Source organism: Janthinobacterium sp. PSPC1-1 (genome assembly GCF_049897625.1).
GTDB lineage: Bacteria > Pseudomonadota > Gammaproteobacteria > Burkholderiales > Burkholderiaceae_D > Janthinobacterium > Janthinobacterium tructae.
In genome coordinates, this window is record NZ_JAFCWP010000001.1 from 1188469 (window position 1) to 1213100 (window position 24632).

The window sequence follows — 24632 nt, forward strand, 5'->3', positions numbered from 1 at the left end:
CGGGAATGCGGAAGATACTTGAAATTAGCAAGCGGGCAAGCGTCCTGGGACTTGCTGCGGGTTTGTGCGCCTGCAACGTCGCGCCTGTGAAGCGCGACACCTACAATGCGATCAAGGAGCAGGTGGCAGGCGCAGTGGCCACCACCAGCCCGGCGGCGCAGTCGGCAGCGGTGGAAAATGCGCTGCTGCCGCCGGCGTCCGCGCTGGCCGCGCAGTTGCCCAAGGCGCGCGGCGTGCTGGACGAGCGTTTCAATGTCGCGTTCAACAACGTCCCGGCACGCCAGTTCTTTCACTCGCTGGTCAACGGCACGCGCTACAACATGCTCGTGCATCCGGATGTGCAGGGCAATATTTCCGCCAACCTGAAAGATGTGACGCTGTTCGAGGCGCTCGACGCCGTGCGCGAGATGTATGGCTATGATTACAAGGTCGATGGCACGCGCATTGCGATTCGGCCCCTGACCATGCAAACCCGCATGTTCCAGGTCAATTACCTGACGGGCAACCGCAAGGGCACGTCGAATTTGCGCGTCTCATCGACATCGGTGGGTAATGCCGGTCCCAGCAATAACCAGTCGGGGCAGTCCAGCCAGCAGAGCCAGCCGCAGCAGCCAGGCCAGCCCGGCAGCCAGGTGGCGCTCGATAGTTCCAACCTGAGCACCACGTCCGACAGCAATTTCTGGGTCGAACTGAAGGAGTCGCTGGGCGCCATCATTGGTGGTACGGCCGACGGCCGCAAGGTGGTGATCAGCCCGCAGTCCGGCGTCGTCGTGGTGCGCGGCATGCCCGACGAATTGCGCGCCGTCGACCTGTACCTGAAGGCGACGCAGCTGTCGGTGGACCGCCAGGTGATCCTTGAAGCCAAGATTCTCGAAGTGGAACTGAACGATAATTTCCAGACCGGCATCAACTGGGCCTCGTTTGCCTCCATCAAGAGCGGCCACACGAACCGCATCTCGACGGGCTTCATCCAGCCGGGCGGCACCCTGGCGCCGCTGCCGTTCAACGGCGGCCAGCCGCCGAACATGACGAATGGCAGCGGCCTGACGGCCAGCAGCGGTTTTGGCTTGAGCTCGGCGGCCACGGCGGCCGGCTCGATGTTCGGCCTGGCCTTCCAGACCGCCAACTTTGCCGCCATGATTACCTTCCTGGAATCGCAAGGCGCCGTGCACGTGCTGTCGAGCCCGCGCATCGCCACCATGAACAACCAGAAGGCCGTGCTGAAGATAGGCACGGACGAATTCTTCGTCACCGGCGTGAGCACTACCGTGACGTCGACCGGCACTGCGGGCGGCACCACCTCCAGCCCGAACGTCACCCTGCAGCCCTTCTTTTCCGGGGTGGTGCTGGACGTGACGCCGCAGATCGACGAGCAGGGCAATATCATCCTGCACGTGCATCCGTCCGTCAGTCAGGTGACAACCGTCAACAAGCAAATCGACCTGGGCAGCGCCGGTTCGCTGAAATTGCCGCTGGCCGCCTCCAGCACGTCCGAGATGGACAGCATGGTGCGCAGCCAGGATGGACGCATCGTCGCCATCGGCGGCCTGATGCGCCAGGCCACCACCTCGGACCGCTCGCAAGTGCCGGGCGCTGGTGATATTCCCGTACTGGGCGCCTTGTTCCGCAACACGGGGCAAGTGATCCAGAAGCGCGAACTGGTGGTGCTGATCAAGCCGACCATCGTCGAGGGCGCCAACAGCTGGAACGAGGATTTGCTCGATTCGGGCAAGCGCATCGAGGCGCTCGACCCGCGCCGTCCATCGGAGCGGCGCTAAATGTACCAGGCCCATTTCGGCTTGCGCGAGGCGCCGTTCGGCCTCACGCCCGATACCAGTTTCTTCTTCAACGGCCCGCAGTCGCAAAAGGCGCTCAACACCTTGCTGGTGGCGGCGCGCAATGGCGAGGGCTTCATCAAGATCACTGGCGAAGTGGGTACCGGCAAGACTTTTCTTTGCCGCAAGTTCATGCAATCGCTGGGGCCGGATTTCGTCACGGCCTACATCCCGAATCCGAACTTGCCGCCCCGTTCGCTGATCAGGGCCTTGGCGGACGACCTCGATGTGCTGCTGGAGAAAGATGCTGATCAGCATCAGCTGCTCAAGTCGCTCAACTTGCGTTTGCTCAACCTGGCGGCGCAGGGCAAGCGCGTGCTGCTGTGCCTGGATGAAGCGCAGGCGATTCCCGTCGACAGCCTGGAAGCCTTGCGCCTGCTGACGAACCTGGAAACGGAAAAGCGCAAGCTGTTGCAAATCGTGCTGTTCGGTCAGCCCGAGCTGGACGTCAAGCTGGCCCTGCCGGAAATCCGCCAGCTGACGCAGCGCATCACCTTTCACTATCACCTGGGGCCCCTGTCGCGCGACGACGTGGATTTTTATGTGGCGCACCGCCTGCGCGTGGCCGGTTTCGATGGCGCGCGCCTGTTCAGCCGTGGCGGCGTAAGCAAGCTGTACAAGGCTTCCGGAGGTATCCCGCGCCTGATCAACATCATGGCGCACAAGGCGCTGATGGTGGCGTACGGCGAAGGCCGGCAGCAGGTCAGCGGTCGCCACGTGGCGCTGGCCGCCAGCGATACCCTGGCCAGCAAGCCGCGCCGCTTCTGGCAGCGGCCATGGCCGTGGCTGGCTGGCACCGGCGTGCTGGCCGCCGCCTGCGGCGTGAGCTGGACCTTATTGAACCGATGACGAAGATGAGCCTGTAGATGAGCCTGATTAACAAGATGTTGCAAGACCTCGATGCGCGCGGCACCCCCGATGGGCGTGGCGACGCAGCCGGCATCCGCTCCGTGCCTGAACGCGAGCGGGGTGTCTCGCGCGCGCTGGTCTTCGGCGGCGCGGCCGGCCTGACGGCGGCCGCCATCGCCCTCGGCTGGGTGTACTGGAAGCGCCCGGCCGTGCCGCCCGTGCTGGTCAGCGTGGCCAACACGCCGCTGCCGGTGGCGGCACCGCTACCCGTGCCGTTACCCGTACCGGTGGCGGCACCTGTGTCTGCGCCGGCGCCGGTCGCTACGGCGCCGCTGGCACCCGAGCCGGTGTTGCAGGCCGGGGAGACGGTCGCGCCAGCCAAGCTGCTGCGCCGCATCACGGAAAAACCTGCCAAGCCTGCCGCCGCGCCCGTGGTGAGGACGCCAGTGCCCGCCGCCAGCGAGCGCATCCTCGACGGAAAACAAGTCACGCCGCAGCAGCGCGTGGAGAATGAATACCGGCGCGCGCTGGGCCAGTTGCAGGATGGCCGCGTCTCGGAAGCGCTGGCCGGCTTGCAGCAGACCCTGCAGCTGGACCCGCGCCACCAGGGCGCGCGCGAAACCCTGGTGCGCCTGCTGCTCGAAGCGCAGCGCCCCGACGACGCGGCGCGCCAATTGCAGCTGAGTCTGGCATTCGACCCGAAACAACCGGCGCAGGCGATGATGCTGGCCCGCTTGCAGCTGGACAAAGCCAACGGCGGTGCGGCGGCCCTCGATACCCTCACGCGCAGCCTGCCGTACGCCGCCGATAACGGCGATTACCGCGCCTTCCTGGCCGGCGTGCTGCAGCGCGAACAGCGCTACCGCGAAGCGGCCGAACACTATCAGCTGGCCCTGCAGACGGCGCCCGACAACAGCGTCTGGTGGATGGGCCTGGGGATAGCATTGCAAGCCGACAACCACCCGGCCCAGGCGCGCCAGGCGTTCGAGCGGGCCAAGGGCTTGCAAACCCTGTCGCCCCAGTTGCAGGCGTTTGTCGAGCGCAAGCTGGTGCAGTTGACAACAGCGGCGACGAAGTAACTTTTACCTCGATGAAAGAAGCCAGCTTGAAGCCTCATAGTTTCCTCCTGGCTCTTTGCTTTCTTGTTAATGGCGTCCATGCCGCACCCGCCAGCGCGCCCGCCAGCTACGTACTGGAAAATACGGAGGTGCGCGACATCCGTGCGCAAGCCCTGAAGCGCGACTACCAGCTGTATGTGGCCTTGCCCGATTCCTATCGGCAAGGAAGCAAGCGTTATCCGGTGCTGTTCGTCGTGGATGCCAATTATTCGTTCGCCATCGTGCGCAATATCGCGCAGCGCCTGAACAAGCATGCCGGGATGGAAGAGGTGGTAGTGGTTGGCCTGTCGTACGCCAACGGCGATGGCGGGGTGTACAGCCGCCGCCGCGACTACACGCCCACCACGCCGCGCAAGCACGACTACCGATCGGACATGCCGGGGCGGCAACCGGCGTTCGGTGAAGCGAAGGCGTATGGCCAGTTCGTCTCGGGCGAGGTGTTTCCCTTCGTTGCGCAGCATTACCGCGTGAACATGCAGCGCAAGGTGTTTATCGGCCACTCCTATGGCAGCCTGCTGGGCCTGCAATTTCTGCTCAACGAACCGCGCACCTTCGAACACTACATCCTCGGCAGTCCGTCGCTGTGGTACGACGCCGGCATCATGTTCGAGCGCGAGCAGGCGTATGCCGTCAGCCACAAGGATTTGCCCGCGTCCGTGTTTTTCGGCATCGGCGGCCTGGAAAAGCTGGCGGCGGGCAAGAAGCGTTCGCGTTCGGAGGAAGAGGCCGACATGTTGGCGGACGTGCGCGAGTTCGATGGGAAGTTGAAATCGCACAAGTACCCCGGCCTGAAGACGCGCCTGCGCGTCTTCGAGGATGAAGATCACGCGAGCGTGTTTCCTTTTGTGCTGACGCATGGATTGCGGGCGTATTTAACGTCCGCAAAATGAAAGGCGCTCAGGGGCGCATCAATTCCGGCATGATCAGCTTGGTCAGCAATTTTTCGCTGAGCGCGTGGGCGTCGCGTACCTGGAAGTTGGTCGTGGTGATGACGACCACCGCATCGAGTTCCGGCAGGACGAGCACTTTATTGCCGCCAGAACCTGCCATCCCATAGCTTTGCACCGTGCGGCCATTGGCCGTGAACGGTTGCAACCACCACAGATAACCGTAGTCCATGCCTTCACGCGCGTTGGCATGGGGCGCGATCGAGCGCTTGACCCATTCAGCCGGTATCACCTGCTTGCCATTCCAGCGTCCGCCGTCGAGGTAGAGCTGGCCAAGCTTCATCAGGTCCACGCTGCGCAGTTGCAGTCCGCCGCCCGTCATGGCGCTGCCCTTGGGCTGGAGTTGCCATTTCACCTTGTCGATGCCAAGCGGCTTGAACAGGTTGGCGGCAGCGAAGTCCGGCACGCTCTGGCTGCTCACTTTTTCAAGCAGCGGTCCCAGCAGGGTTACGCCTGCCGTGCAGTAGCTCCAGGCGCGGCCATGCGGCGATTGCTCGGGGCGGGGCTTCCATTCGGGAAAGCCGCGGATCGGCAGGTCGGCCACGAAACGGCTCCAGTCTTCCACCAGATACATGCGCTCTTCGTTGCCGCGCGAATGCTGGTTGTCGTCGTCGCATTCGAGCAGCGAGCTCATGGTCAATAAGTCCTCGACCGTGATCTTGTCCTTGCGCGGGTCGGCATGGGCCAGCGGCCGCAGTTCCGGAAAGTGTGGCAGCACGGGAGTATCGGCGCGCAACAGCTTGCGCTCGATGGCCAAGCCGACCAGCATGCCCGCTACCGTCTTGCCAACCGAGCGCGTGTTGCGCAGGCTGTCGGCGCCATCCTTGTCGAAGTAGTGTTCGTAGAGCAGTTTGCCATGCTGTGCCACGACGACGCTGGTGACCTGCTTGAAGTCGCCCGCGTCGATGGCGGTGGTAACGCCGTCCAGTTCGCCCGCGTGGACGTTGCTGCCGCAGGCCAGAAGAAGGGGGAGGTATCGCAACATGGTGTACTCCTGAGTTGGAAAAGGCCAGTCTAGTCTTGCAAACCAAGCATTGTCTTGGACGTTTGAAACATTTGGCGGCGATAGTTGCTGGGTGTCATGCCGTAGCGGGCTTGGAAGGCGCGGCTCATGTGGCTCTGGTCGGCGAAGCCCACGCTCAGCGCCACGTCGGCCATGCTCAGTTCCGGACGGTGCAGCAGGCCGCAGGCTTGATCGACGCGGCGCCAGCGCAGCAGGTCTCCCGGCGAACAGCCCAAGGCCTGGCGGAAGACGCGGGCCAGGTGCACGGGATGCACGCCCAGGGCAGCGGCCACGTCGGCAATACGCAGATGCCTGTCGTTGGCCAGGTCCATCACCGCTTCATAGGCTTGGTGGGCCCAGGCGGGCAGCGATGGGCGCGTCTTCTGGGGCGTCCTGTGCAGGCTGGCCAGCATCTCCCACGCGCCCGCTTCCAGCAGCGCGGCATCGCCGCCGCGACCTATTTCGCGCGCGAGCCGGAAGGCGGCAGCCGCGCTGGCGGTATCGCGCAACACGGTGGCGCATTCCTGGGCCGCATGCAATTCTTCGGCACCCGACAGCTGGGCTGGGTCGAGCGATACCGTCATGAAACCGCCTTTGCCATCGACGAAGCGGTACCGGTGCGTCGTGCCGGCAGGATTGAAGACGAGGGTGGGTGACGGCGCGCGTGCCGGGGCGTGGAGGGCGCTGGAAATATACGTGCCGGACAGGACGAAGACGAAGTGGGCATCGTCATGCCGGTGCGTTTCGACTTCGTCCTCGCCACGCGTGGCCTTCAGGCGACGGATATCGAAGATGCTGCCGCGCGCGCCGTGATGCACATCGCCATAGAATTGGCCGGACTTGAACTGGAGTGGAGTGGTCATATCGGCATGGTATGTGCGCCCGCCCGGATGGGCGAGCGCGGGCCGACGAATAGCGCCAGACGCAGGATGAGCGGTCGATTCAGGGGAATGCGCGGGATGTCGGACGGCGCCACCGAGCCGGCTTTCCGGGGCCGGCGGCAGCCGTGCAGGGAAGGGGATGTGTAAAATCTGCGGAGCATTCAGATGTCGTCATCGATACTGGATCGCGCCAGGGGCGAGCGGCAGGAATGTCTGGCGGTGAGCACCAGACAGTGCCAGCTTCGTCATGTATTCTCCGACCGCCGGAAGCGGTCATCGATAAGGGCCGGTGCAATGCGTACATTGAATGAATTATTGGATAGTGAAGACCCGGCGTTTCCGCTGATCAGGCAATGGGCCAGCGAGGCCGACTTGCCGGTGGAATTGCTGCCTCACTCGGCCGGCAGGGAGGACGTGCTGCTGAGCCTGCAGGTCACCACGCGTTCTCCCCTCGGCGCGATTGCCTATGAAACCGGGGGCATCCTGGTGGACGATGGCTGGTTACGCATATTGGGGTCTGGCCACGGCAAGCTGGGCCGGAACATTGCTATGTGGAATGAAGGAAAGGCCGAGGGTTTTCTGCTGGTGGCCGATGACGTGCTCGGCGGCTTTTTCGCCATCAATGGCGGCGCGCTCGGGCCCGATCAGGGCAATATGTATTACCTGGCCCCCGAGACGCTGGAGTGGGAAGCGCTGGAGATGGGCTTCACGACGTTTGTCGAATGGGCCTTTACCAGCCAGTTGCGGCAGTTTTACGGCCGGCAGCCTGGCGATGCGGATGGCTTTGACGAATTGCCCTTGTCCGGCGAGCTATGCCTGAATTTTTATCCATTTCTGTGGACGCAAGAGGGTTCCCTCAAGACCAGTTCGCGGCGCGCCATTCCGGTGGAAGAGCAGTGGGCGCTCAACCTTGATCTGAAACAGAAGTTGCTGGATGCACCTGTTAGCGCGAGCTGACGCATGGCTTGCGAGCGTATTTGAAAGCATCGCAGTGAGCATCCCGACACCGCAATGGCGAGCGTGCAATCGAGGTGGCGAAATGGCGTTTCAATCCCCCAATTCAGCAGTTTGTCGCACTGGCATGTGCCAGAAAATGGCAATCGGATAGCATACAGTGGGCTTCCTCATGATGAGTTGGCCGCAAGCGAGTGTTCGATGCTGGCGCTGCCGCAGTCATCAACGAATGCTTCTCCATGACTTCGACCAGGATGAAATACGCATGAAATTGACCCTTTCACCTATTCTTTCTACCTGCCTGCTTGGCACCTTGGGCGCGATCGGTGGTGCGCAGGCGGCTCCCGCCGATGCCGAACTGCTGGCTTTGGTGCAGCGCCATGCACAGGCGCAGAATAATTTTGATCAAGTCGCCCTGAAAGCCACCACGGCCGAGAATTATGTGGAAGTATCGCCGGTCGGCGAGGTGGACGGGCGTGAAAAAATGCTCTCCTTCTATGCGCCGGAGCAGAAACGGCCGAGTCCTCAACTCCAGGTCGATGAGCCGGTGGTGCGTCTTTTCGGCGATACGGCGCTCATCTCGGCACGGCTGTCCTACCGCGTCAATCAGGACGCGGCTGCCCGTACCTTCGCCCTGCGCGCCGGGTATGTGGCTCGGCTTGTCGACAATCAATGGCTACTGGTCAGCGCACAGTACACGGGCATCCGTCCACCGAAACCGTAAGCTGACATTTGGTCTGGCACCGGCGTTGCCCAGAGAGGCTACAACCGCGCCTCATCGCCCCACACATTGCGCATGCTGAAATGCAGGCCCGCATCGTCTTCATGCAGCGACGAGACGATGGCGAACTGGCTGTCGCCTGTGTCGCGCGGTGTCATCTGCGCCAACTGGGCGGCGGCCAGCGGCGCGCCCAGCGGGTCGCTGAGCGGATGCACGTGGCCGGCGCCCCGCTGCGTGACGACGCCCAGTTCGCCGCTACGCAGGCGCACCAGGGTACCGGGCGGATATTTGCCCAGCAGCTTGACGAACTGTTCCCCCAGCAGCGGGTCGATGGGTACGCCCTGATCGAGGAAGATGTGTTGCAGCGCCTGGTCGGGCACGATGGAACGGCGGTAGTTGCGCGCCGAGACGCGCGCGCAGTAGCGGTCGGCCAGGCCGATCAATTTCGCGTTTTGCAAGATTTCATCGGCCGTGCGCCCCTGCGGGTAGCCGCTGCCGTCGTCGTTTTCATGGTGCAAGAGCACGCAGCTGAGCCATTCCTCGTCGTCGACGCCAGCGCAGCGCAGCAATTCTGTGCTTTCCTGCGGATGCAGACGCACGATGCGCATTTCTTCGTCATTCAGGGGGCCGCGCCGGTCCTGGAAGCTGTCGTGGTGGCGCAGCATGCCCACGTTCATCGTCAGCGCGGCGGCACCGATCAGTAATAGTTCATCGTGGGACTTGTGCATGCTGCGCCCCACCAGCATGGCCAGCAGCGCCGTTTCGATGCAGTGGCGCACGGCGTAGGTACCGGCGATCTGGTTGAGCAGGATGCTGGCCAGGGCGATATCGGCATCGTGCCCGAGCGCGCGCAGCAGGTCGCGGGCGATGTCGCGCACATCGCGCTCGGCATTGCTTTCGCTGCGCAAGTCGAGCAGCAAGCGTTCCAGGCGCTGCGCCGCTTCATTGAGCAAGCGCAAGACGGACGGCTGCTCCGGCGTGCCCGCGTACAGACCCAGTTGCAGCAAGCGGCCCAGCTGCGCGCCGTCCGTGATGATCTGCCCCTTGCGCAGTTGCGGGCCGGCAGTATGGTCAGCCAGAAACAGATCCCAGGGCAGGGGTTCGCCGGGAACCAGGTCGGCCGGGCCGATGCGACGCTGTACCATGCTGTCATCCTTTGCTCCGCCGTGGCGAAGCCATGCTCAGTGCTCGGTTATATGCTGCGCAGGCGCTCCAGCGCCAGGCGCAAGGTCTCGTCTTTCTTGGCAAAGCAGAAGCGCACGATGCCCGACTCCTTGCCCTGCGCGTAAAACGCGGAGACGGGAATGGCGGCCACTTTGATTTCCGTCGTCAGCCATTCGGCGAACTGCGCTTCGGTCTCTTGCGAAATGGTATCGTAGCGCACGCACTGGAAATACGTGCCGTCGGCCGGCAGCAGGCTGAAGCGGCTGCCCGCCAGGCCGTCGCGGAACAGGTCGCGCTTGCGCTGGTAAAACGCGGGCAAGTCCAGGTAGGGCTGCGGCTTGGCCATGTAGCTGGCAATGCCGTGCTGCATCGGCGTGTTGACGGTAAATACGTTGTACTGGTGTACCTTGCGAAATTCCGCCGTCAGGGCCGCGGGCGCCGCCACATAGCCGACTTTCCAGCCCGTCACGTGATACGTCTTGCCGAAGCTGGAAACGATGAAGCTGCGCGCCGCCAGTTCCGCGTTGCGCGAGAGCGAGGCGTGCGGCACGCCGTCGTAGACCATGTGCTCGTACACTTCGTCGGACAGTATCAAAATTTGCGTGCCGCGCACGATGTCGGCCAGCGCCGCCACATCGGCCGGGCGCAAAATCGTGCCCGTCGGATTGTGCGGCGTGTTGATGATGATCAAGCGCGTCTTGTTGCTGACGGCAGCGGCCAGCTTGTCCCACGGCACGCTGTAGCCAGATTCTCCCACTTGCATGGCCACCAGCACGGGCACGCCGCCTGCCAGCGCGATGGCCGGCAGATAGCTGTCGTAGGCCGGTTCGATGACGATGACTTCGTCGCCCGGATGCACGCAGCACAAAATGGCCGTGGTGAGGGCCTGCGTGGCGCCGGCCGTGACGGTGATTTCCGTGCCGGCATCATAGCTGTGGCCGTACAAGCTGGCGATCTTCGCGGCAATCGCCTCGCGCAAGGGGGCGGCGCCCGTCATCATCGGATACTGGTTGTGGCCGGCGCGCATGGCGTCGCTGACGAGATCGACCAGTTGCGGGTCGCAATCGAAGTCGGGAAAGCCCTGGCCCAGGTTGACTGCGCCATGCCGGGCCGCCAGGCTGGACATGCGGGTAAACACGGTGGTGCCCACGAGAGGCAAACGCGAGGTCAGGGTGGGAGTCGTGTAGGGCAGGGACGGGCTGTTCATGAACGGTAGGGGCGCGGTGCGTAAAGTGGAATCGTGTCCCATTCTAGCGCAGCGCGCCCCGTCGCGTGTGGGGCTTTGGCGGCTCAGCCTGGCAAGGCCCAGCCTTCCGGCAGCATGATCTTGAACATGCCGGCCTTGGCCGTCTTGCGGGCCAGTTTCAGCAGGGCCTTGTCCTTGGTGATGAGGATGTCGGCGTTGGCGTCGCGCGCCAGTTCGAGGAATTTCTGGTCATCCTTGTCCGTGCAGACAGGCAGGCGCACGCCCGACACGGGCGGCGCCACGACGCTGATGTGGGCGTCGAAGCGGGCGGCGGCAACGGCGCGGCTGGCTTCATCGAGCGGCAGATGTTTGTAATGCAATACGACCAGATATTCTGCGCGGCAATCTTCGCGCGTGATGGCGTGCACGGCGCCGCTTTCCATGGCCGTCAGCAGGCCCGCCCAGCGCGGGTCGTTGAAGACGAACAGGTCGAGGCAAACGTTGGTGTCGAGGACGAGTTTTTGTGGAGCAGGTATCATGTCGGCAATTCTATTTTGTAGTGATAATTTATGTTGATCGTGCTTTCGCCCGCCAAGAGTCTCGACCTGGAGACGCCGCCAACGACCACGTTGCACAGCACCCCCGATTTTCTCGACCATTCTGCCCAGCTGATCGAGCGCATGCGCCAGTTTTCCCCTAGCGAAGTGGGCAGCCTGATGGGTATTTCCGACACCTTGTCGGCCCTCAACGTGGCCCGCTACGCGTCCTGGACACCGCAGTTGACCGATGCGCACCAAGCCATCATGGCCTTCAATGGCGACGTGTACACGGGCTTCGGCGCGCGCAGCCTGCAGCCGGCCCAGCTTGACTACGCCCAGTCGCGCGTGCGCATTTTATCCGGGCTGTACGGTTTGCTGCGCCCGCTGGACCTGATCCACCCGCACCGCCTGGAAATGGGCACGCGTTTGTCGACCGCGCGTGGCAAGGATTTGTATGCGTTCTGGGGTGACACCATCACCAACGGCCTGAACCGTACTGCGCAAGAGCAGGGCGCGAAAGTGCTGGTTAATCTTGCGTCCGAAGAATACTTCAAATCCGTCAAGCCGCGCCAGCTGGACGTGCCCGTCATCGCGCCCGTGTTCGAGGACTGGAAGAACGGCAAGTATAAAATCATCTCGTTCTATGCCAAGCGCGCGCGCGGCATGCTGGCCCGCTATGCGGCCGTCAACGCCATCCGCGATCCCGAACAGCTGAAGCAGTTCGACGTCGATGGCTACGCGTATGTGCCCGAAGCGTCGAACGATACCAGCTGGGTGTTTCGACGTAAAATTGGCAACTGAATGCAGTAGACGGCTGGGGTCAGACCCGACGGGTCTGACCCCTTGGTATAAAGAAAAAACCGGAGCAAGCTCCGGTTTTTTCATTTTACTGCCAGAATTTCCACCACTTGCGTTCCTTGTTCACCCCTTCCGGGCTGAGGAACGCCGTGTTCGGGTAGTTCTTGGTCAGCACGCGCAAGGTGTCGTCGCGCAGGTCGGTCAAGCCCAGCTTGTCATACGAGCGGTACATGATGAACAGCGCTTCTTCGATGGCGGGCGAAGCGGCAAAGTCGCTGACCGTCGTTTGTGCGCGGTTGGCGGCGGCCAGGTAGGCGCCGCGGCGGTAGTAATAACGCGCCACGTGCACTTCATATTTCGCCATGGCGTCGATCAAATAGTTCATGCGGGCCAGCGAGTCGGGCGCATATTTACTATTTGGAAACTTGTCGACCAGTTGCTTGAAGGCCGCAAACGCTTCGCGCGTGGCTTTCGGGTCGCGTTCGGTCGGGTCTTGCTCGTACAGGAAGTTCAGGAAGCTGATCTGGTCGTTGAAGCTGATCAGGCCGCGCAAGTAGTACATATAGTCTACATTGGCGTGGTTCGGATGCAACTTGATGAAGCGTTCGACGGCAGCCAGTGCCTGCGCCTGGTCTCCCGCCTTATAATACGCGTAAGCGATCTCCATCTGCGCTTGCAGGGCATAGTTGCCGAAAGGATAGTTAGCCTCCAGCTTCTGGAACAGGCCGATTGCAGCTTCATAGTGCTGCCCGGCCATTTCTTCACGCGCCTCCGAGTATAATTTCGTAACGGACCAGTTTTTGGTCTCATCCACTTTTTCAGGCAACAAGCTGCAAGCGGACATGCCGAGCAGAACGACTGAAGCGACTACCAACGATAATTTTTTTTGCATGACGTTTTGCAAGAAGGTTTTAACCAAGATTTTACAATAGGCTGATTATAGCCGATGGGAATGCTGTGATATTAACTCCGAAGCCTAATTTGGCTGACTCCGCGTTTGACTCCCTTTCTGACCATGGCGCCGAAGATGCGTTTGACGGTGATTTTGCCGCCGACGACGCCTTCGAGATCATGGCCCCGATTACATTGGAACTGACGCCGGACGCCTGCGGCCACCGCCTCGACAAAGTCATCGCCCAGCTGGTGCCGCAATACTCGCGCAGCCGCTTGCAACTGTGGCTGGAAGCCGGTTTCGTGACCGTCGATGGAAAAGTTGCCAAGCGCAACATGACCGCCTATGGCGACGAGAAGATCGTCATTCTGCCGCAAAGCGCGCCGGAAGACGAGGCTTTTAAGCCGGAAGCGATGGAATTGAACATCGTGCACGAAGATGAGCATATCATCGTGATCAACAAACCGGCCGGACTGGTCGTGCATCCGGGCCCCGGCAACTGGTCGGGTACCTTGCTCAACGGCTTGCTGCACCACTGTCCGCAACTGGCGGGCGTGCCGCGCGCCGGCATCGTGCACCGCCTGGACAAGGATACCAGCGGCCTGATGGTGGTCGGCAAGACCCTCGCTTCGCAAACGGATCTGGTGCGCCAGTTGCAGGCGCGTACCGTCAAGCGCGAGTATTTCGCGCTCGTATGGGGCACGCCGAAAATGGCGGGCACCATCGACGCCTCCATCGCGCGCCACCCGCGCGACCGGGTCAAGATGGCTGTCTCGGAAAACTTTACCGCCAAGCCTGCCATCACGCACTATGAATTGATCGGCAGCGGCGAACTCGACCGCCGTCCCGTGAGCCTGATGCAGTGCCGTCTGGAAACAGGCCGCACGCACCAGATTCGCGTGCACATGCAGCACCTAGGGTTTGCGCTGGTCGGTGACTCCGTGTACGGCAAGCAGCACCTGGTATCGGTCTTCTCGCGCCAGGCGCTGCAGGCGCGCCGCCTGGGTCTCGTGCATCCGGGTACCCTGGAAGCGTGCGAGTGGATCGTGCCGCTGGCCGATGATTTCGCGCAACTGATCGCCACCGCCGGCATTCCCGAGCCGGAACAGGTCTGATGACGTCACCGTTGCCTTGCCTTACTCCCCATTGGCCCGGCCTGCCCGCGAACGTGGGCGCGCTGGCCACCGTGCGCGCGGGGGGCATCAGCCAGGGGCCGTATGGTGACGGGCAGGGCGGCGGTGGCTTGAACCTGGGCACGCACGTGGGCGATGAGCCCGCGTACGTGGCGGCCAACCGCGCGCGGCTGGCGGCCATCTTGCCTGCCGAACCGGCCTGGCTGTCGCAGGTGCATGGCGTGGCCGTGGCGGACGCGGCCAGCCTGGACGGTTGCGTGCCCGATGCCGACGCCAGCATCGCCACGCAGGCGGGTGCCGTGTGCGTGGTGATGACGGCCGATTGCCTGCCGGTGCTGTTCAGCTCAAGCGATGGCCTGGTCGTTGGCGCGGCTCACGCGGGCTGGCGCGGCCTGGCCAACGGCGTCTTGCAGCGCACGGTGGCATCGATGCGGGCGCAGGGCGGGGGGGAAATCCTCGCCTGGCTGGGACCAGCCATTGGCCCGCAGCAATTCGAAGTGGGGCAGGATGTGTTGCAAGCGTTTCGCGACGGCGCGCGCGACGCTGCCGAGCGGCTAGTGTTATCGAATGCATTCACCGCCATCGCCGGCAAGCCGGGCAAGTACCTGGCCGATATCTATGCGCTGGCGCGCACCATGTTGCTGCGCGATGGCGTGGCGCAAGTGGCGGGCGGGGAATATTGCACCGTCAGCGATGCGGCGCAGTTTTACTCGTACCGGCGCGATGGCGTCACGGGAAGACAGGCCAGCTTGATCTGGCGCAAATAATCTGCACGGCAGACACTTATGTGTCTGCCGTTTTTGTTTTATCGTCTGCTGAGGCGAGCGCGCGCGCCTTCAGTTCAGCGACGCGCTCAGCCTTGCGTTTGCGTCGCCGCGAGCCCGTCAGATAGAATAGGATGGACAGCGGGATGACGCAGTACAGCACGAAGGTCATCACCCCGGCGACGATGGACGGTTCCGTCAGCGCCATGAGGCCGACGACATAGATCCAGGCAACAGCGGTCATGAGCATCATTGGTATTGGCAGTCAGTAAGAGTTTGCATGCTTTGATCCAGAAGTATTTATTTTTGACGACGTTTTAATTTCTTAATGGACTTTTACATCTATGAATATGCCCGATCCTCAAATGATGACCAAGGAATGGATGGCGCAGATCAGCAATCCTGAGCAGTGGAAGACGTGGTTCAACATGGTACCGCAGCCCCAGGGCAATCCGATTGCCGGCATTTTGCAGGATGCGGGCGCCAGCATCAAGCCGGAAGCGATCGAGCAACTGAAAAATGCCTATGTGGCCAAGCTGACGGGCTTGTGGGCTGACTTTATGGCCGGCAAGGCGCCGGAGCTGAAAGACCGCCGCTTTGCCGCGCCCGCCTGGCACGCCAGTCCACTGTCGGCCTTCAATGCGGCCGCCTACCTGCTGAACGCGGAGTTTCTCAGCGCCATGGCCGACGCCGTGGAAGCGACGCCGCACCAGAAGCAAAAGATTGCGTTTGCGGTGCAGCAAATCGTCGACGCCATGTCGCCCGCCAATTTTCTGGCCACCAACCCTGACGCTCAGCAAACCCTGATCGAGACCAAGGGCGAGAGCCTGGCCAAGGGCTTGAGCAATATGCTGACCGACATGCAGAAGGGCCGCATCTCGCAGTCCGATGAGTCGGCCTTCGAAGTGGGCCGCAACGTGGCCACCACGCCGGGCACGGTAGTGTTTGAAAATGCCCTGTTCCAGCTGATCCAGTACACGCCGACGACGGCCACGGTACACCAGCGGCCCCTGTTGATGGTGCCGCCATGCATCAATAAATTCTATATCCTTGACTTGCAGCCGGAAAACTCGCTCGTGCGCTATGCGGTAGAGCAGGGCAATACCGTGTTTTTGATGTCCTGGCGCAATCCGGACCTGAGCATGCAGCACCTGACGTGGGACGATTACGTCGAGCAGGGCGTGATCGAAGCCATCCAGGTCACGCAGGACATTTCCGGCCAGGACAAGCTCAATATGTTCGGCTTTTGCGTAGGCGGCACCATCGTCTCGACGGCGCTGGCCGTACTCAAGGCGCGTGGCGAGAATCCTGCCGCCAGCCTGACCCTGCTGACCACCTTCCTCGATTTCTGCGACACGGGCGCGCTCGACGTCTTTATTGACGAGCCGCAAGTGGCGCTGCGCGAGCAGAGCCTGGCCAAGGGCGGCCTGATGTCGGGCCGCGACCTGGGCAGCACGTTCTCCAGCCTGCGGCCGAACGACCTGGTATGGAACTACGTGCAGTCGAATTACCTGAAGGGCAAGGAACCGCCCGCGTTCGACTTGCTGTACTGGAATGGCGACGGCACGGGCTTGCCGGGCCCCATGTTTTGCTGGTATCTGCGCAATACTTACCTGGAAAACAGCCTGAAAGTGCCGGGCAAGCTGACGGTGGCCGGTGAACAGGTCGACCTGAGCAGCATCGACGCGCCCGCTTTCATCTACGGCTCGCGCGAAGACCATATCGTGCCCTGGGGCGCGGCCTACGCCAGCACGGCCTTGCTGAATCCGAAAAAACCGAAAGCCAACCGCTTTATCCTCGGTGCCTCGGGGCATATCGCCGGCGTGATCAATCCTGCCTTGAAGAAAAAGCGCAGTTACTGGAGCAATGACCAGCCCCGCACGGCGAAAGCCAAGCCCTTGACTGCCGAGCAATGGATGGTAGGCGCGACCGAGCACGCTGGCAGCTGGTGGCCCGAATGGGCCGCCTTCCTGGCCGAACACGGCGGCGCGCAGGTGAAGGCGCCCGGCAAGCCGGGCAACAAGCGGCACGCGGCAATCGAGCCGGCGCCGGGGCGGTATGTTAAAGTCAGGGCAGATTAAGTCACAAAGCGTTTTTGCCTGACAAGGCCGGCGTAATCATCGGTCTTGTCAGGAATCTACTTTTAGTTGCGTTGCAATAAATGCGGGAATCTACTACCCTGATGTGTAATGGAGCCGTTTTCCACTCTATAATGGAAAAAGTAGGCAGGTGCGAAAGCGGACCCACGTTCGCTTTTTTTTCGGATTAACTCAGTATGCGCTGCGGCGCAATAAGTGGAACTTGTGATGAGTAGTGCAAAAAAAAGTATAGACCGCCTGATTAAAAAATATCCCAACCGCCGTCTGTACGACACGCAAACCAGTTCCTACATCACCTTGACGGACGTCAAGCAGCTGGTGTTGGACAATGAGGTGTTTACCGTCGTCGATGCCAAATCCAGTGAAGATTTGACGCGCAGCATCTTGCTGCAAATCATTTTGGAAGAGGAAGCGAACGGCGCGCCCATGTTTTCGAGCAGCGTGTTGTCGCAGATCATCCGCTACTATGGCCACGCCATGCAGGGCATGATGGGATCCTACCTGGAAAAGAACGTGCAAGCGTTCACCGATATCCAGCACAAATTCACGGGCACATCGGCCGGCAGTTTCGAAGGCAAGCCATTCAGCCCGGAAATGTGGACCCAGTTCATGAATGTCCAGGGCCCGATGATGCAAGGCATGATGAACAACTACATCGACCAGAGCAAGAGCCTGTTCGTGCAGATGCAGGAACAGATGCAGAGCCAGAGCAAGAATCTGTTCGGCACGTTCCCGTTCGTGCCGCCGGTTCCTCCGACGGACAAGAAGTAAGCCGCAGCCAATGCGGGCCACACAACGGCACAGGAACTCCTGTGCCGTTGTGCTTTGCGGGTGTCATGCCGCCGGCTGCCGATGCTGCATGTTATTGCTTCCGTTGTTGCAGCGTGGAGAGCAGGTCCTGGTTTGAATGCTCCAGCTTCCATGTCCTGGCATTGTCCATGGAGCTGTAAATGCTGACGTTACCCTTGAAATCTTCCTGGATATTGAGCGCCAGGCCGGACGGGAATATCAACGGGGCGTTGCGCAGAGTGTATGGGACATACGGCGCCCAGGTCTTGCCTTCGTCGCTGCTGACCAGCAGGGCGCCCTCGTTATACATGCCGGCTTCCATTAGCAGTTTGCCGTCATTGAGCGGCGCCACTGGCGACATCAGGACTTTGAAGGGCGAAACGATAGTCGTCCAGTTCTGGCCGCGATCCCGTGAAACATAGGCGTCGGGAAAGCGTCCTCCCAGACCAGCCGCCACCAGAACGCTTTGCGTGCCATTGGCTTGATGGATAAACTGCGTCAAGCTTTTCTTGTGCGGACTAAAGCGCTCGGTCAACTTGCCCGTGCGGTAATCGAGTTCGCCGATCAAGCCGCTTTCCAGCGCATAGCCGATCCGCTCTGCGTCTTGCCAGGTCCACAATAAGCCCGGGCCATGCAGCCACGATCCGGGCAAGGTGGAGTGGTACACGGATCGCCAGTCCCCAGCGTCCAGTTGATTCGCACGGAAAATGTTCAATGCATCGCCCTTGCGATGCATCACGTACCAGCCATCCTTGGAATTGCCACCGATGCGCAGCAGGTTGCCGGGCGGCAGGTTGCCTGTATCGACAGGAAGCAGCTTGTCGCTGTCACGCGCTTTGCGTAGCAGGGAGCCCGATTCGCCTACCGCGATCAACTCGGCATTGGGCAGGTCTACGGGAAACACGCAAGACAGCGACTCCACCGAGGGCGCATTGATGATCTTCCATAGCCCTTGCGTCGAGCGCATCAGGACGGCGCCCATGCGGCTGGCGGCAGCCACCCGGCCATCGGGCATTTCGGTGGCGCACTCGGCCCCGGCCGGGTGGGCGCGGGCAAATTGCTCGACATCGTCCTGCGCGTGGTGCGGGGTGCTCCAGCCTGGGCTGGCAGCAGCGCCGAATAGCTTGCTGTAGTCGGGGGCAAAGCGCTGGAGCAATTGCGCATTCGATACCACCTGCGCGCTGCGACCGTATTGCACGCCGAAATCGCCGCGTGTCACAATCAGCCGCCCCAGATCCGCCGATTTTCCCGCTTCGATGTTGAAGCTTCCCACGATGCTCGAGTACACATGCAAGAGCTTGTTGGCCCGCGTGTCGATCAGTTCGACAAACTCATACTCGCCAGGCGGAAGTGCGCCAATGAACAGGGAAGTATCGCCTGCCATCGCGCTCTCGACCTTTTTCATCACCAGATTTGCGGAGACCAGCTTGAAATCACTGCGCTGCTCCCCCGCCACCACACGGCGTAACTTGATGGTGTTGAAGCCGTAAATATCTTTGGTATTCGACGTGATGCTGACCACCACCGGGGTTTCTCCCGATTGGGCACTCGTTTTCAGTGGGTCAACCACCGACGTGTTGACGACGCAGCCGCTCAGTAGCAATACAGTCAAGCCGCAAGCGGCGACAGCCCGGTGCCGCACTGTCAAATTGGAAAAGGAAAAAGACATGGGATTCATTTAGTTTTATAAAAAACAAAATTATATGTCATGCCATTAATTTCCCTAAGGCATTATTTTGACTTTCTTGACACCTGGAATGTGTGGCCGGGCCTTGTTCGACCATCGCCAGGATGGCAGCGGCCGCAACAAAGCTGGGGTGGTAGCGTTGCAGATGCGCCAGCAAAAGAAGCCGGCGCTGACAGCAAGGGGCGGCTCGGGGTACAATAGCCGATTCGCCTCATCATTTTGCTAGCTGCCAACTATGTCTGAAATTCACCGTATTCCCGTTCCTTCCGCCAAGCCAGAGGCCATGCTGGCCATGCCAGGTGCGGCGCCGAAAGTGGGCTTTGTCTCGCTTGGCTGCCCGAAAGCGCTGGTCGACTCCGAACAAATCCTGACCCAACTGCGCGCCGAAGGCTACGAAACGGCGAAATCCTACGCTGGCGCCGATCTGGTGATCGTCAATACCTGCGGTTTTATCGATGCTGCCGTGCAAGAGTCGCTCGACGCCATCGGCGAAGCGCTGGCTGAAAACGGCAAGGTCATCGTGACCGGTTGCCTGGGCGCGAAGAAAGATGCTGCCGGCGACGACATCATCATGAAGGTGCACCCGAAAGTGCTGGCCGTTACCGGTCCGCACGCGCTGTCCGAAGTGATGGATTCCGTCCATTTTCACCTGCCGAAGCCGCACGCGCCCTTCCTCGACCTGGTACCGCCGCAAGGCATCAAGCTGACGCCGAAGCACTATGCCTACCTGAAAATTTCCGAAGGCTGTAACCACCGTTGCAGTTTCTGCATCATTCCATCGATGCGCGGCGACCTGGTCTCGCGCCCGATCGGCGAACTGATGATCGAAGCGGAAAACCTGTTCAAGGCCGGCGTCAAGGAATTGCTGGTCATTTCGCAAGATACTTCGGCGTATGGCGTGGACGTGAAATTCCGTTCCGGCTTCTGGAATGGCCGTCCCGTCAAGACGCACATGACGCAGCTGACGGAAGCGCTGGGCGAACTGGCCAAGACCTACGGCGCCTGGGTGCGCTTGCACTACGTGTACCCGTACCCGCACGTGGACCAGATCATCCCGATGATGAGCGGCGGCCACATCCTGCCCTACCTCGACATTCCAATGCAGCATGCACACCCTGACGTGCTCAAACGCATGAAGCGCCCGGCCAGCGGCGAGAAAAACCTCGACCGCATCCAGGCCTGGCGCGCCATCAACCCGGACCTGACCATCCGCTCGACCTTCATCGCCGGTTTCCCTGGCGAAACGGAAGCGGAATTCGAGTATTTGCTCGACTTCCTCAAGGAAGCGCAGATCGACCGTCTGGGCTGCTTCGCCTATTCGCCTGTCGAAGGCGCGACGGCCAATGCCATCGAAAATCCCGTGCCGGAAGAGCTGCGCGAAGAGCGCCGTGGCCGCGTGATGCTGCTGCAGGAAGAAATTTCCAAGAAACGCCTGCAAGCCAAGGTCGGCAAGACCGTGCGCGTGCTGATCGATGAAGTCACCCGCTCCGGCGGCGTGGGCCGCTCGTCCGCCGACGCACCGGAAATCGATGGCGTCGTGTATGTGAAGCCACCATTCGAGCCGCACCGCAAGCTGGCCGTGGGCCAATTCGTCGATGTCACCATCACCTCGTCCGATGCGCACGACCTGTGGGGCGCTGCCGAGTAAGCAGGTGTAACAGTCGTACGGCGTACAGGGCGTAAAGCCCTTACAATCAAGGCGGACCAGCAATTGCTGGCCCGCCTTTTTTTATTTCCCGACGCCATGACCACAATCAAATCCCCCCAGACGGCGCTGATCCACAGCGATTACCAGGCGCCGCAAGGCTTTGCCGCGTTTCCCAACGCCATCCATCACGCATCGACCGTGTTGTTCAAGGACGTGGCGGCCATGCGTTCGGGCGACTGGAAAGAGAAGAACGCCTATACCTACGGCTTGCATGGCACGCCCACCACCTTCACGCTGGAAGCGCGGCTGGCCGAGATCGAAGGGGGCAAGTACTGCCTGCTGGCGCCATCGGGCCTGGCGGCCATCGCCATGGCGGACTTTGCGCTGCTGAAGACGGGCGATGACGTTTTATTGCCGGAAAACATCTACAACCCGAACCGCGAACTGGGACGCTGGCTGGCGCAGGATTTCGGCATCACGGCCCGCTATTACGACCCGCTGATCGGCGCCGGCATCGCCGCCTTGATCCAGGAGAATACCAAACTCATCTGGACGGAAGCGCCGGGCTCCGTGACCATGGAAGTGCCGGACTTGCCCGCCATCTGCGCGGCCGCCCACGCGCGCGGCGTGCTGGTGGCTTTGGACAACACCTGGTCGGCCGGCCTGGCCCTGCGCGGCTTTGAGCTGGGGGTGGACATCATCATGCAGGCGCTGACGAAATACCAGTCGGGCGGCTCGGATGTGCTGATGGGCGCGCTCATTACGCGCGAGCGGGCGCTGCACGAGCGCCTGGCGCTGGCGCATATGCGCCTTGGCATGGGCGTGGGCGCCGATGACGCCTACCTGGTGCTGCGCGGCTTGCCCACCATGAAGCTGCGCTTCGACGCCCACGATGCGGGCGCGCGCACGGTGGCCGCCTGGCTGAAGGGAAGAAGCGAGATCGCCACCGTGCTGCATCCGGCCTTCGCCGATTGTCCCGGTCACGCCATCTGGCAGCGCGATTTCACGGGCGCGGGCGGCCTGTTTTCCGTGCTGTTCGATGCCCGCTACACGGAGGCGCAAACGGACCGTTTCGTCGACGCCTTGCAGTTGTTCAAGATAGGCTACAGCTGGGGCGGCGCGAACAGCCTGGTGATGCCGTACCGCATCGCCGCCATGCGCAAGGGCTGGCAGTTGCCGGGCCAGTTGGTGCGCCTGAACGTGGGGCTGGAAGATCCGCAGGATCTGATCGCCGATATCGAACGGGCGTTCGCGGCGATGTAGGCAGCGGCAAGCCGTTGGCTTGCCGCGAAGCACCTTTTACATGGGTACGGGGGTGTTGTTGTTCAGGTCGAGGAAGCCGCGCAGCAAGCGGTAGGCTTTCCACAGCCAGGCTACGCCCCACACGAGGAACGCCAGCGGAATGCCGATGATGGTAATCCACAGCACGGCGCCGACGACGATCCAGGCCACGTACCACCAGAAGGAACGGATCATCCAGCTGTGATGGCTGTACACGAAGGTCCCGGCCGCCTCGTCCCGCTTCACATAATTGATGATGAGCGGAATGAAGGAAAACGCGCCCAGCGAAAACACGAAGCTGGCGCCATGTATCAGGTACAACCACCAGGCCAGGTTTTTGGTCTGCTGGAGTTGGCTATCGAGAATAATATCTTGTGACATGCAGGCTCCCGCTTGATTGTTTGCTCAGGTTTTTATTGTAACAAGCTCTGTTGCGCGGGAGCGCAATCCATGGAAAAAGGCGAAATACATTGTTGAAAGCACATCCACATCCCACTTGGGCCGCGCGCGCCGGGTCATGGCTGCGGCGCGCCATCCCGGCCTTGTTGCTGTGCGCCACGGCGGCCCATGCCGCCGGCCCCACCCTGGAGGCGGAGTTTGCCGCTGGCTTGAAGGAAGAGGGCCTGGCGGGCGCCGTCTGGAGCGAAGTCTTGCCCGATGGCACAGTCAAAGTCGGAGCATCGGGCCAGCGCGATGCCGCCAAGCACATGCCCATGCAGGCGGACACGCGCGTGCAAGTGGGTTCCGTGGGCAAGGTGGCGCTGGCGTTGGGCGTCTTGCGCCTGGTCAGCGAAGACCGGCTCACGCTCGACACGCCCGTGCAGCAGGTGCTGCCGGAACTGGCGCTGAAAAACCCGTGGCAAACCAGCGACCCCGTGCGCATCCGCCACCTGCTGGCGCACACGTCCGGCCTCGATAACGTGCGTTTCTGGCAGGCGTTCAGCATGAATCCGGCGCCGCAGACGCCGCTGGCCGCCGCCTTTGACGGCGGGCGCAATCTGCTGCGCGTGCGCGCCCGGCCCGGCAGCCGCTACGCGTATTCGAACATGGGTTATGGCTTGCTGGGCATGGTGATCGAGAAGGTCACGGGCCAGCCGTATGAACGCTACCTCGATGCGCAACTGCTGCAGCCGCTGGGCATGGCGGACAGCACGTTTACTTTCGTCACGCAGACGGGCGCGCAGGCTGATCCGCGCCTGGCCATGGGCCACTTCGAGCATGGCGTGGCGCAAGCGGCCGTGCCGCAGTATTTGCGCCCGGCCGCGCAATTTACCACCACGGCGGCCGACATGGCCAAGCTGGCGCAATTCCTGATGGGCGATGGCAAGTTGCAGGACAAGCGCTTCATCGAGCCGGCGCTGATGGGCGCCTTGTCCGCACCGGCCGGCGCGGATGCGGCGCAGGCGGGCCTGGCAACGGGCCACGGCCTGGCCCTGGCCGTGCGCGACCGCCACAATGTGGTGGGCGCCTGCCACCCTGGCACGGCCGTGGGTTTTCGCGCCATGCTGTGCATCTATCCGGAGCAGGACAGCGCCTTCTTCGTCGCCTTCAACACGGATGCGGAAGCAGCCGACTATGAACGCTTCAATCGCCTGCTGCTGCGCGACCTGGAACTGCCGCTGCGCGCGCCAGCGCCGCAGGGCACGCCCGCGCCCACGGTGGAAAACTGGCAGGGCGTGTATCTGCCGTCACCCAGCCCCATGGCCAGCATGGCCTGGGTCGATGCCGTCTTCGGCTTTACGCGCCTGAAATGGGATGGCGAGTCGCTGTTCCTGATCCCGTTCCAGGGCGAGCCGAAGGAACTGGAACCGGTGGGCGGCTTGCTGTTCCGCGCCAGCGACCGCAGCACGCCATCGCACGTGCTGATGCAAGAAGATGGCAAGCATGTGCTCAGCGACGGCTTGCGCAGCTACGAGCGGGTGTCGATGCTGCGCATGCTGGTCTTGTGGGGCAGCCTGGCGCTGGGCATGGCGGGCTTGCTGTATGTGCTGGTAGTGGGCGTCTGGCGCGCCGCGCTGCGCAGCCTGGGGCGGGGCGACCATCTGTTCGCGCCCCTGCTGTCGCTGCTGTCGCTGCTCTTGCCCCTGCCGTTTTTCTATTTCCAGTCTTACCTGCGCCTGGGCGATGTCAGCGTGGCCAGCGTGTTGCTGGCGCTGGTCACGGGTGCGTTGCCGCTGGCCATGGCGTTCGGCCTGGCGCGCTGCTGGCGCAGCCGTGGCACGGCTGCCGAGGCGGGCTCGTGGGCGAAATGGGATTGGGTCGCCTTGCTGGCGGCGCTGCAACTGCTGCTGGTGCTGGCCTGGTGGGGCTTGCTGCCGTTGCGACTGTGGCAGTTGTAGCCGCT

At 62.1% G+C, this 24632-nt stretch carries 23 protein-coding genes; 14 read left to right on the plus strand and 9 right to left on the minus strand.

Going from position 1 to position 24632, the window contains the following annotated elements; genetic code table 11:
- Positions 1-5: 5 nt before the first annotated feature.
- From mshL to ACP7EG_RS05330, 4 genes are read left to right on the plus strand one after another with little or no spacing between them, the layout of a single operon-like run.
- Positions 6-1778 carry a pilus (MSHA type) biogenesis protein MshL gene (gene mshL / locus ACP7EG_RS05315; RefSeq protein ID WP_426087139.1) on the plus strand — a complete coding sequence of 591 codons (1773 nt, stop codon included), beginning with the start codon at positions 6-8 and terminating at the stop codon, positions 1776-1778.
- Positions 1779-2684, plus strand: coding sequence for an ExeA family protein (locus tag ACP7EG_RS05320; protein ID WP_426086729.1), 906 nt, complete (start codon positions 1779-1781; stop codon positions 2682-2684).
- Positions 2685-2701: 17 nt separating this feature from the next.
- Positions 2702-3763, plus strand: a complete 1062-nt coding sequence (locus ACP7EG_RS05325) for a tetratricopeptide repeat protein (RefSeq protein ID WP_426086730.1) — start codon at positions 2702-2704, stop codon at positions 3761-3763.
- Between the two features lie 26 nt (positions 3764-3789).
- The gene (locus ACP7EG_RS05330) at positions 3790-4692 is read left to right on the plus strand and encodes an alpha/beta hydrolase (protein ID WP_426086731.1); all 903 of its coding nucleotides are present in this window, start codon (positions 3790-3792) and stop codon (positions 4690-4692) included.
- Positions 4693-4699: 7 nt separating this feature from the next.
- On the opposite strand, the gene ACP7EG_RS05335 is transcribed toward ACP7EG_RS05330, so the two are convergent.
- Together ACP7EG_RS05335 and ACP7EG_RS05340 are read right to left on the minus strand one after the other, a co-directional pair.
- Positions 4700-5734 (minus strand): serine hydrolase domain-containing protein, encoded by a 1035-nt coding sequence (locus ACP7EG_RS05335; protein WP_426086732.1) that lies wholly within the window; start codon positions 5732-5734, stop codon positions 4700-4702.
- A 29-nt stretch (positions 5735-5763) separates the two neighbouring features.
- Entirely contained in the window at positions 5764-6615 is an 852-nt protein-coding gene (locus ACP7EG_RS05340; protein WP_426086733.1) for a helix-turn-helix domain-containing protein, read from the minus strand.
- A 312-nt stretch (positions 6616-6927) separates the two neighbouring features.
- Here ACP7EG_RS05340 and ACP7EG_RS05345 point away from each other — a divergent pair, with 312 nt between their 5' ends.
- Together ACP7EG_RS05345 and ACP7EG_RS05350 are read left to right on the plus strand one after the other, a co-directional pair.
- Positions 6928-7590 (plus strand): DUF2625 family protein, encoded by a 663-nt coding sequence (locus ACP7EG_RS05345; RefSeq protein ID WP_426086734.1) that lies wholly within the window; start codon positions 6928-6930, stop codon positions 7588-7590.
- 262 nt (positions 7591-7852) lie between these two features.
- Positions 7853-8311, plus strand: coding sequence for a nuclear transport factor 2 family protein (locus tag ACP7EG_RS05350; RefSeq protein WP_426086735.1), 459 nt, complete (start codon positions 7853-7855; stop codon positions 8309-8311).
- A 38-nt stretch (positions 8312-8349) separates the two neighbouring features.
- Here ACP7EG_RS05350 and ACP7EG_RS05355 read toward each other — a convergent pair whose 3' ends face one another.
- The 3 genes from ACP7EG_RS05355 to ACP7EG_RS05365 form a co-directional block, all read right to left on the minus strand.
- Positions 8350-9453, minus strand: a complete 1104-nt coding sequence (locus ACP7EG_RS05355) for an HD-GYP domain-containing protein (protein WP_426086736.1) — start codon at positions 9451-9453, stop codon at positions 8350-8352.
- Between the two features lie 47 nt (positions 9454-9500).
- The gene (locus ACP7EG_RS05360; protein ID WP_426086737.1) at positions 9501-10679 is read right to left on the minus strand and encodes a pyridoxal phosphate-dependent aminotransferase; all 1179 of its coding nucleotides are present in this window, start codon (positions 10677-10679) and stop codon (positions 9501-9503) included.
- A gap of 83 nt (positions 10680-10762) precedes the next feature.
- The gene (locus ACP7EG_RS05365; protein ID WP_426086738.1) at positions 10763-11197 is read right to left on the minus strand and encodes a putative toxin-antitoxin system toxin component, PIN family; all 435 of its coding nucleotides are present in this window, start codon (positions 11195-11197) and stop codon (positions 10763-10765) included.
- Between the two features lie 30 nt (positions 11198-11227).
- Between ACP7EG_RS05365 and yaaA the strand changes: the two genes are divergently transcribed.
- On the plus strand, positions 11228-11998 hold the full coding sequence (yaaA, locus tag ACP7EG_RS05370) for a peroxide stress protein YaaA (RefSeq protein WP_426086739.1): 771 nt from the start codon (positions 11228-11230) through the stop codon (positions 11996-11998).
- Between the two features lie 85 nt (positions 11999-12083).
- Here the strand turns inward: yaaA and ACP7EG_RS05375 are convergent, their stop codons facing one another.
- Positions 12084-12887 (minus strand): outer membrane protein assembly factor BamD, encoded by an 804-nt coding sequence (locus ACP7EG_RS05375; RefSeq protein WP_071076763.1) that lies wholly within the window; start codon positions 12885-12887, stop codon positions 12084-12086.
- Between the two features lie 89 nt (positions 12888-12976).
- On the opposite strand from ACP7EG_RS05375, the gene ACP7EG_RS05380 reads away from it, so the two are divergent.
- Together ACP7EG_RS05380 and pgeF are read left to right on the plus strand one after the other, a co-directional pair.
- On the plus strand, positions 12977-14002 hold the full coding sequence (locus tag ACP7EG_RS05380; RefSeq protein WP_071076764.1) for an RluA family pseudouridine synthase: 1026 nt from the start codon (positions 12977-12979) through the stop codon (positions 14000-14002).
- Complete coding sequence (gene pgeF / locus ACP7EG_RS05385) at positions 14002-14787, plus strand: peptidoglycan editing factor PgeF (protein ID WP_426086741.1); 786 nt, start codon at positions 14002-14004, stop codon at positions 14785-14787. The genes ACP7EG_RS05380 and pgeF overlap by 1 nt, the downstream gene beginning before the upstream one ends.
- Before the next feature lie 16 nt (positions 14788-14803).
- Here the strand turns inward: pgeF and ACP7EG_RS05390 are convergent, their stop codons facing one another.
- Positions 14804-15028 carry a hypothetical protein gene (locus tag ACP7EG_RS05390; RefSeq protein ID WP_243420269.1) on the minus strand — a complete coding sequence of 75 codons (225 nt, stop codon included), beginning with the start codon at positions 15026-15028 and terminating at the stop codon, positions 14804-14806.
- A 121-nt stretch (positions 15029-15149) separates the two neighbouring features.
- Between ACP7EG_RS05390 and phaC the strand changes: the two genes are divergently transcribed.
- Together phaC and phaR are read left to right on the plus strand one after the other, a co-directional pair.
- Positions 15150-16865: a class I poly(R)-hydroxyalkanoic acid synthase gene (gene phaC, locus ACP7EG_RS05395; protein ID WP_426086743.1), complete on the plus strand. Its 1716-nt coding sequence runs from the start codon at positions 15150-15152 to the stop codon at positions 16863-16865.
- A gap of 225 nt (positions 16866-17090) precedes the next feature.
- Entirely contained in the window at positions 17091-17654 is a 564-nt protein-coding gene (gene phaR, locus ACP7EG_RS05400; protein WP_071076767.1) for a polyhydroxyalkanoate synthesis repressor PhaR, read from the plus strand.
- A gap of 91 nt (positions 17655-17745) precedes the next feature.
- On the opposite strand, the gene ACP7EG_RS05405 is transcribed toward phaR, so the two are convergent.
- A complete protein-coding gene (locus tag ACP7EG_RS05405; RefSeq protein ID WP_426086744.1) occupies positions 17746-19341 on the minus strand; it encodes a hypothetical protein in 1596 nt (531 codons plus the stop codon).
- Positions 19342-19651: 310 nt separating this feature from the next.
- Here ACP7EG_RS05405 and rimO point away from each other — a divergent pair, with 310 nt between their 5' ends.
- Together rimO and ACP7EG_RS05415 are read left to right on the plus strand one after the other, a co-directional pair.
- Positions 19652-21007, plus strand: a complete 1356-nt coding sequence (gene rimO / locus ACP7EG_RS05410; RefSeq protein WP_426087140.1) for a 30S ribosomal protein S12 methylthiotransferase RimO — start codon at positions 19652-19654, stop codon at positions 21005-21007.
- A gap of 96 nt (positions 21008-21103) precedes the next feature.
- Positions 21104-22270 (plus strand): cystathionine beta-lyase, encoded by a 1167-nt coding sequence (locus tag ACP7EG_RS05415; protein WP_426086745.1) that lies wholly within the window; start codon positions 21104-21106, stop codon positions 22268-22270.
- A 36-nt stretch (positions 22271-22306) separates the two neighbouring features.
- On the opposite strand, the gene ACP7EG_RS05420 is transcribed toward ACP7EG_RS05415, so the two are convergent.
- Entirely contained in the window at positions 22307-22669 is a 363-nt protein-coding gene (locus ACP7EG_RS05420) for a DUF4870 family protein (protein ID WP_426086747.1), read from the minus strand.
- Between the two features lie 92 nt (positions 22670-22761).
- Here ACP7EG_RS05420 and ACP7EG_RS05425 point away from each other — a divergent pair, with 92 nt between their 5' ends.
- Positions 22762-24627 (plus strand): serine hydrolase domain-containing protein, encoded by a 1866-nt coding sequence (locus ACP7EG_RS05425; protein WP_426086748.1) that lies wholly within the window; start codon positions 22762-22764, stop codon positions 24625-24627.
- Positions 24628-24632: the final 5 nt, after the last annotated feature.

Coding starts and splice junctions, on each gene's coding strand:
- pgeF (WP_426086741.1), top strand. CDS start 14,002: ATGACGTCACCGTTGCCTTGCCTTACTCCCCATTGGCCCGGCCTGCCC.
- yaaA (WP_426086739.1), top strand. CDS start 11,228: ATGTTGATCGTGCTTTCGCCCGCCAAGAGTCTCGACCTGGAGACGCCG.
- ACP7EG_RS05335 (WP_426086732.1), bottom strand. CDS start 5,734: ATGTTGCGATACCTCCCCCTTCTTCTGGCCTGCGGCAGCAACGTCCAC.
- ACP7EG_RS05355 (WP_426086736.1), bottom strand. CDS start 9,453: ATGGTACAGCGTCGCATCGGCCCGGCCGACCTGGTTCCCGGCGAACCC.
- ACP7EG_RS05390 (WP_243420269.1), bottom strand. CDS start 15,028: ATGACCGCTGTTGCCTGGATCTATGTCGTCGGCCTCATGGCGCTGACG.
- ACP7EG_RS05415 (WP_426086745.1), top strand. CDS start 21,104: ATGACCACAATCAAATCCCCCCAGACGGCGCTGATCCACAGCGATTAC.
- ACP7EG_RS05420 (WP_426086747.1), bottom strand. CDS start 22,669: ATGTCACAAGATATTATTCTCGATAGCCAACTCCAGCAGACCAAAAAC.
- rimO (WP_426087140.1), top strand. CDS start 19,652: ATGCCAGGTGCGGCGCCGAAAGTGGGCTTTGTCTCGCTTGGCTGCCCG.
- ACP7EG_RS05360 (WP_426086737.1), bottom strand. CDS start 10,679: ATGAACAGCCCGTCCCTGCCCTACACGACTCCCACCCTGACCTCGCGT.
- ACP7EG_RS05365 (WP_426086738.1), bottom strand. CDS start 11,197: ATGATACCTGCTCCACAAAAACTCGTCCTCGACACCAACGTTTGCCTC.
- ACP7EG_RS05405 (WP_426086744.1), bottom strand. CDS start 19,341: ATGTCTTTTTCCTTTTCCAATTTGACAGTGCGGCACCGGGCTGTCGCC.
- ACP7EG_RS05325 (WP_426086730.1), top strand. CDS start 2,702: ATGAGCCTGATTAACAAGATGTTGCAAGACCTCGATGCGCGCGGCACC.
- ACP7EG_RS05350 (WP_426086735.1), top strand. CDS start 7,853: ATGAAATTGACCCTTTCACCTATTCTTTCTACCTGCCTGCTTGGCACC.
- ACP7EG_RS05340 (WP_426086733.1), bottom strand. CDS start 6,615: ATGACCACTCCACTCCAGTTCAAGTCCGGCCAATTCTATGGCGATGTG.
- mshL (WP_426087139.1), top strand. CDS start 6: ATGCGGAAGATACTTGAAATTAGCAAGCGGGCAAGCGTCCTGGGACTT.
- ACP7EG_RS05375 (WP_071076763.1), bottom strand. CDS start 12,887: ATGCAAAAAAAATTATCGTTGGTAGTCGCTTCAGTCGTTCTGCTCGGC.
- ACP7EG_RS05320 (WP_426086729.1), top strand. CDS start 1,779: ATGTACCAGGCCCATTTCGGCTTGCGCGAGGCGCCGTTCGGCCTCACG.
- phaC (WP_426086743.1), top strand. CDS start 15,150: ATGATGACCAAGGAATGGATGGCGCAGATCAGCAATCCTGAGCAGTGG.
- phaR (WP_071076767.1), top strand. CDS start 17,091: ATGAGTAGTGCAAAAAAAAGTATAGACCGCCTGATTAAAAAATATCCC.
- ACP7EG_RS05345 (WP_426086734.1), top strand. CDS start 6,928: ATGCGTACATTGAATGAATTATTGGATAGTGAAGACCCGGCGTTTCCG.